The organism is Kitasatospora sp. NPDC056273 (assembly GCF_042268845.1).
GTDB lineage: Bacteria > Actinomycetota > Actinomycetes > Streptomycetales > Streptomycetaceae > Kitasatospora.
The window spans coordinates 39873-45872 of the sequence record NZ_JBHJSJ010000035.1; the positions used below are offsets into that span (position 1 = coordinate 39873).

6 protein-coding genes are annotated in these 6000 nt (G+C 70.0%); 4 read left to right on the top strand and 2 right to left on the bottom strand.

What is annotated here, in order from left to right; genetic code table 11:
- The first annotated feature begins 938 nt into the window (after window positions 1-938).
- The 4 genes from ACFCY1_RS26985 to ACFCY1_RS27000 all read left to right on the top strand — a co-directional run bounded on the left by ACFCY1_RS26985 (window position 939) and on the right by ACFCY1_RS27000 (window position 4518).
- Window positions 939-1406 carry a hypothetical protein gene (locus ACFCY1_RS26985; protein ID WP_375876334.1) on the top strand — a complete coding sequence of 156 codons (468 nt, stop codon included), beginning with the start codon at window positions 939-941 and terminating at the stop codon, window positions 1404-1406.
- 93 nt (window positions 1407-1499) lie between these two features.
- Window positions 1500-2744, top strand: a complete 1245-nt coding sequence (locus ACFCY1_RS26990) for an IS701 family transposase (RefSeq protein ID WP_375876335.1) — start codon at window positions 1500-1502, stop codon at window positions 2742-2744.
- 361 nt (window positions 2745-3105) lie between these two features.
- Window positions 3106-3447, top strand: a complete 342-nt coding sequence (locus ACFCY1_RS26995) for a hypothetical protein (RefSeq protein ID WP_143204695.1) — start codon at window positions 3106-3108, stop codon at window positions 3445-3447.
- A gap of 204 nt (window positions 3448-3651) precedes the next feature.
- The gene (locus ACFCY1_RS27000; RefSeq protein ID WP_375876336.1) at window positions 3652-4518 is read left to right on the top strand and encodes a hypothetical protein; all 867 of its coding nucleotides are present in this window, start codon (window positions 3652-3654) and stop codon (window positions 4516-4518) included.
- Here the strand turns inward: ACFCY1_RS27000 and ACFCY1_RS27005 are convergent.
- Both ACFCY1_RS27005 and ACFCY1_RS27010 read right to left on the bottom strand, forming a co-directional pair.
- Window positions 4506-4934, bottom strand: coding sequence for a nuclear transport factor 2 family protein (locus ACFCY1_RS27005; RefSeq protein ID WP_117484976.1), 429 nt, complete (start codon window positions 4932-4934; stop codon window positions 4506-4508). The genes ACFCY1_RS27000 and ACFCY1_RS27005 overlap by 13 nt on opposite strands.
- A gap of 99 nt (window positions 4935-5033) precedes the next feature.
- On the bottom strand, window positions 5034-5663 hold the full coding sequence (locus tag ACFCY1_RS27010; RefSeq protein ID WP_375876337.1) for an isochorismatase family protein: 630 nt from the start codon (window positions 5661-5663) through the stop codon (window positions 5034-5036).
- Between the last annotated feature and the right edge of the window lie 337 nt (window positions 5664-6000).

Here is a 6000-nt window from a genome sequence, read left to right on the forward strand (position 1 = left end):
GGCAGTAGTTGACGGCAACGTCAGACGACGAGTTCGAGGCCCTGTTCCAGGAGGAGTGTCGCGGTCGAGTGCCTCAGGTCGTGGGTACGCCGTGAGGCGCTGTGGTTCGAGTGGAGGTGAGAGACCTTCGCCGCTGATCCTGTCGCAGCAGGGCGGTGGAGCTGAGGGCAGCCTGATCCGGGTGACGCCGGGGAGGGTGGGAGCAGCCCTGACAAAGCCGGGACGGGCCAGTACTGCCAGATGGTTCGGGTTCGGCGAGCGGGACGGAGAGGAGTACGCGAGGAACCGGCGTGTGACACCCCCTTGATCAGGCACCGGCTCGAATCTGGCGGATCTGGGCTGGGAGCGGTGCGTATCCCGTTGAGCGGTGTGGGCGGGTAACTCCGGGGACGGTAGGCATAAGTCGTCCGGGAGGCCACGAGGAAGGTCTGCGGCGTACTCGTGGCGATGCCGCAGGGGCATAGTCGGGCTCCTGCTTCGTCGAGCGAACCACAGTGAACACGGGAACCGTCCCGGGTCTTGCCTTCCGCGTCGTGTCCAGCGGCGTTGGTGGGGCTGGGCGCGTCGACCGCTGATCGGTCCGGGGGGCGGAGTCGCCGTAGTACTCCGAGGCCGGGAAAGCCGGCCGCATGGGGAAGGGCGGCAGCGGTTTCGAGAGGGGAAGAACTCTGCAATGCCGGAAGACGCGTCGCCGAACGGCGGTGCTCCGGCCGGGCCAGGGGTGAGGGTATCGGAGATGCAGGTCAAGCTTCACCGTTGGGTGGCCTTGGGGGCGGTGAGGTGGCCCCCGGGTGGGCCCGGCCCGCTGTGACGTCCTCGCCCCGCGGCTTCCGCGCTAGTACTCCAGCTGTAGATCGCGATCTTGCTGGTTGAGGCCGTCAGCGAGCAGGTTCGAGACTCCCGGGACCGATGCGGGTGATCGCCAGTAACCTGCCTGCGTGGCTGATGCTTCGGACAAACAACGCCTGCTGGACGCCGGGTACGAGCGTGTATACGTCGAGCTCGACTGGTACGACGGACCTCGTGGAGGAGTCGCTGACGTCGACGGGGCGGCGCACTACTTCCGGGCTGTACATGACTACCCCCGTCCTGACGCTCCTGACGACGAGTACCTCGTGTGGCCTGTGAGCGGACCTGTCCTCGCGCTGGAGCGAGAGCAATGGGCGATCTTCGCCTCGTGGAGTACACGCCGCGAGGCGGGCTGCGCCAGCGCCGCCGGCCACCCCGGGAACGGCGGAATCGATACGCGGTACGACGAGCTGGAAGCACAGCTGGCGCCGTATCGCGAAGTACCAACGCAGGTACGGCGGGCGGTCGCTGAATGGCGGCCCATCGCTGGGCCCCGCTACCACGTCGAAGGTGTCGGCTGCATGGTCAAGTGGTCCGACAAAGACGGCCACCGTTGATCATCGGGTGTTGTGTGGACATCCCAAGATCGATCGGTGGCCGTGGGTCGCAGCGTAGACCCAGTCCGGTGGCAGTCGGGTTTCGAGGACCTGATGGCACGGGTGGCGGGCCGGTTCGCCCGCGTGGAACCGCGCCGCCGGGCACGGGCGTTCGTCCTGGGCCTGCTCGCCGACCTGCCGAGGAAGAACTGCTGGACGATCGCCGAACACGCCGGTGACGCCAGTCCGGCCGGCATGCAGCACCTGCTCAGCCGCGCGTCCTGGAACGCCGACCACGTCCGCGACGACATACGGGACTTCGTCGTCGAGTACCTCGCCGACCAGGAGGCCGTGCTGGTGGTGGACGAGACCGGCGATCTGAAGAAGGGCACCGCGAGTGTCGGCGTGCAACGCCAGTACACCGGGACCGCGGGACGTATCGAGAACTCCCAGGTGGCGGTCTACCTTGTCTACTCCTCCTCGGTCGGGCACGCCGCCATCGACCGGCGCCTCTACATCCCGCGCTCCTGGACGCAGGACCTGGACCGGTGCCGGGCGGCGGGCGTCCCCGAGGAGCTGAGGTTCGCAACCAAGCCCGCCCTGGCCACCGAAATGATCGCCCAGGCTCTGGACGCCAACGTGCCGGCCGCCTGGGTCACCGGCGACGAGGTCTACGGCAGTGACCCGCACCTGAGCGCAGAGCTGGAGAGGCGCCAGATCGGTTATGTCCTGGCCGTCTCGCGCAAGCGGCCGATCGCCACCCACGCGGGCGTCTTCCCGGCCGGCGTACTGGCCCACGGCCTGCCGAAGAAGGCCTGGCAGCGGCTGTCGGCGGGAGCGGGAGCCAAGGGCCACCGCTTCTGCGACTGGGCCCAGGTCGACATCGACAGCGCGCCGGGCAGCACGGGCTACCGGTGGCTACTCGTCCGACGCAACCGGCGTACCGGTGAACTCGCTTTCTACCGCTGCTACTCGGCCCGCCTGGTCCCGCTGAGCACACTGGTCAAGGTGGCCGGGCGCCGCTGGACTGTCGAGGAGACCTTCCAAGCCGCCAAGAGCCTGGCTGGACTGGACGAGCATCAGGTCCGCCGCTGGACCTCCTGGCACCGCTGGACCACCCTCGCCATGCTCGCGCACGCCTTCCTCGCAGTCGCAGCGGCCATCGAACGGGTCGGCATGACGACACCGCCAGGGCTCGCCCCACTGACGTGCAGCGAGATCCGACACCTCTTCGCGGCATTCGTCACCCAGCCCGCCCGCGACCTGGCGCATCGACTCCGCTGGTCCGACTGGCGCCGGCGACACCAAGCCCGTGCCCGCGCCAGCCACTACCGGCGACAGGCCGCACAACAACCGTGATCAAGATCTACAGCTGGAGTACTAGACGGCGGCCGGAGGAGCACCCGAAGGTCGCTTGACGATGTACGTACATCAACCTGTTTCCGCCGGCCGTGAATTCCCGGCATATCCGCAGGCAGAAGCGAATCTGACGATCGTCTTCGGGATTCCTGCCCGCCATCCGCCAGGGCGCCTTTGTCCGCTTTATTCTGTCGGCGCTCGGCAAGGGCTGGTCGATCCCGGCGGCGAGTGACACTCTCTTCCGTTGTCGGCGATACGGGGCCGCGAGGGCCGGGGAATCGGCCCGGCGCGGGCCGGTCATTTCGCATCGCCAGGTCGCAACGATCCGTCAGTCGAATGGGACAGGGAGAGCGGTACTTCCATGAATCTTCGTATCAGCAAGCGAATTGCCGCGGTGACACTCGCCGCCGCCACCGTGGTCGGCGGAGGCGTCGTCGCCGCCTCGCCCGCCAGCGCCATCGGCCCCGTGCAGTGCCCCGGTGGCGGGGCGAAGGCCTACGGCATCGAGCTGTGGATGTCGGGCTGGCAGCTCTGCTATGCGGGCAGCGTGGGGGCCATCTACCCCAACGTCGACGGCGTGAACCTGGTGACCTCGCAGTGGAACAACGGCATCATCACGGCGAACGGCACGCCGTACAACCTCTACGCCGGCGGAAGCCTCAGCTTCACCAGCGCGCACGTTTCCGAAGTGCAGATCGTGTGATTCCGCCAGGGGCGGCGGGCGTCCTCCGGATGCCCGCCGCCCGCTTTTCTCCGTTTCTCTCCAGGGAGGAGAAGAATTCCGATGGCGATGCCACCGCGGGGACGCGCCCCGTTCGCGCTCACCGTTCTGGCCGTGGCCGTGAGTTCCCTTTCCGCCTGTTCCGGTGGAGGCCAGGCGAATTCCGGCCCGCCGCCGACAGGGCAGGTGCCGGTCATCGACCGGCCGGAGCAGATCACCCTGCCCCTCGACGGCTACAAGCCGACCGCCGAACAGGCGGTGATGATCAGTCGGGCCTCGCACCTCGTCACGGCCCGCTGCATGAAGGACTTCGGCCTCCAGGCCCCGGAGGAGAGCTACGACGCCTTCACCCAGGCGGCGACGGCGGCCCGGGAACGGACCCAGCTCTACGGGTACTTCGCCCCGGCGAAGGCGGCGGAGAAGGGGTACGACCGGAACCAGGTCATCCCCGATTCCACCCTCTCCCCGGACGTCACCTCGGTGCTCTACGGAGCGGACCCCTCGGGGAAGCCGGTCACGGGCTTCAATGGCAGGCCGGTGCCCAAGGGCGGCTGCTGGCAGGCCGGCGCGGACGCGCTCGGCGGGCCGCCGCCGGTGCCGGGCACCGCGCAGGGTCTGCCCGACAAGGGCCCCCGGATCCCCCTCACCGACCCGCGCCTGACCGCCGCGTACGCGCAGTGGAGCGCGTGCATGAAGGGGAAGGGCTACAGCTACGCCAACCCGGCGGACGCCTACAGCGACCGCAAGTGGGGCGCGGCGGGCGCCACCCCCGCGGCGGGCACCACCCCCGCCGCCGGGACGCCGCCCCCGCGCAGCCCCGATGAGGTGCCGACGGCCGAGGCCGACATCGCCTGCAAGATCTCCCTGAACACGGTCGGCCGGCTCGTCGCGGTGGAGACCGCCTACGACAACCAGTACATCGCGAGGAACGCCGACTCCCTGCGGAGCTTCGCCCAGCAGCTGAGCGCGCGGACGCAGCGGGCCCAGGCCGTCATCGCGCAGGACGGCGCCGTCGGCCAGGGAGCGCCGCCCGCGGTGGTTCAGCCCGGGTAGTCGATGGCGTTCAGGGCGAGGTCGTCCATCAGGCGCTCCCTGAAGAGCCACCCGCCGTCGACGCGGACCACCGTGTCGTTGAACCGGCCGTAGGCCGCGACGTGCGGCGTCTGGGTCCGCGGCTCGAAGGCGGCGATGACGACCATGTAGCTCCAGACCGTCGCGGTGTCCGCGTCGACCTCGGTGACGGTCGTGTTGGTGCTCATGTGCCGGTTGCCGGCGCGGCTGGGGCCGTAGTCGTCGAGCCACTGGGCGAGCGCCTCGCGGCCGGTCGTCGTCCCCGTGTAGTTGGTGAGGCTGCCGTCCTCGGTGAAGGTGTCGGCGAAGCCCTTGAGGTCACCCTCGTCGACGGTCTTCCAGTAGCGGGCCAGCAGTTCGTGGATCTCGAAGCGGTCGGCTGCGGTGATGCCGGACATGCGGGTGCTCCCTATCCGAGGTCTGTCCGAGGTTGGTTCGAGGTTGGTTCGAGGTTGGTTCGAGGCCGGTGCGGGACCGGTTCGAGGTCGGTGCGGGGTCTACCTGAGGTTTCCGCGGGCGAAGGCGGCGAAGACGCCCTCGCCGCCCATCGCGTCGAAGAACGCGGCGGCGTGCTCGCTCTGCCAGCTGCCGAGCAGCCGCGTCAGCGCCGGGACGACGGTGAGCAGCTCCGCCCCGGCGGCCCGCAGGGTGTCGCGGCTGTTGGCGGCGGAGGTGCGCGTGCCGGCCGCCGACACGTCGAGCAGGACGGCGACGCCGAAGCCTTCCTCGATCGCGGACAGGACCGGCGGCACCAGGCACACCTCGGTGGTCAGGCCGCCGACGAGGAGGTTCTCCCGACCGGTCGCACGGACGGCCTCGACGAACGCCGGGTCGTCCCACGCGTTGATGACGCCCGCGCGCCGCACCCGGGCGGCGTACGCGGCGGGCACGAGGGTCTCGAGGTCGGGCAGCAGCGGGCCCTGCTGACGGTCCTCGAGGCTGCTGGTCAGGACGACGGGGACGCCGACCGCCGCCGCGAAGCGCACGATCGTGCGCACCCACATCGTCAGCTGGTCGCGTTCGTCCTCGCCGGCCAGCTCGCCGGCCCACCCGATCGTGCCGACCTGGTGGTCGATCAGGACCAGCGCGGTGTTGTCGATGGTGAGGGGGATCCGGGGCGCGGTCATGACGCCCTCACCCGCCGGGGCGATCCGTGTCGAACCGGGTCATATCCGCCCGGACACGCCTATCTGCACTCATGTGCCTACAGTAAGTGACGCCTCGGCGTCTGCGGCCCGATCCACGAGCGGGGCGGGGGTGTCGCCGCCGGGACGGTGGCGGACCCGGCAGTGGACGAGGCGTTCGGGGCGTTCGGGGTGTTCGAAGCGGCGCTGACCGTGCCGGGCCGTTGCGCGGGAAGTCGGCCGGTCCGACTTCCCGCCCCGAGCCCGCCGCGGGGGGGTTGGCCCAGCCGCCCCGGTTGGCCCCGCGGCGCAGCGGGTGCGGCATTGGCGCGTCGGCCTG

Excerpts from the sequence above, each read along its gene's own strand:
- ACFCY1_RS26990 (WP_375876335.1), top strand. The coding sequence starts at position 1,500 with ATGGCACGGGTGGCGGGCCGGTTCGCCCGCGTGGAACCGCGCCGCCGG.
- ACFCY1_RS26995 (WP_143204695.1), top strand. The coding sequence starts at position 3,106 with ATGAATCTTCGTATCAGCAAGCGAATTGCCGCGGTGACACTCGCCGCC.
- ACFCY1_RS27005 (WP_117484976.1), bottom strand. The coding sequence starts at position 4,934 with ATGTCCGGCATCACCGCAGCCGACCGCTTCGAGATCCACGAACTGCTG.
- ACFCY1_RS27010 (WP_375876337.1), bottom strand. The coding sequence starts at position 5,663 with ATGACCGCGCCCCGGATCCCCCTCACCATCGACAACACCGCGCTGGTC.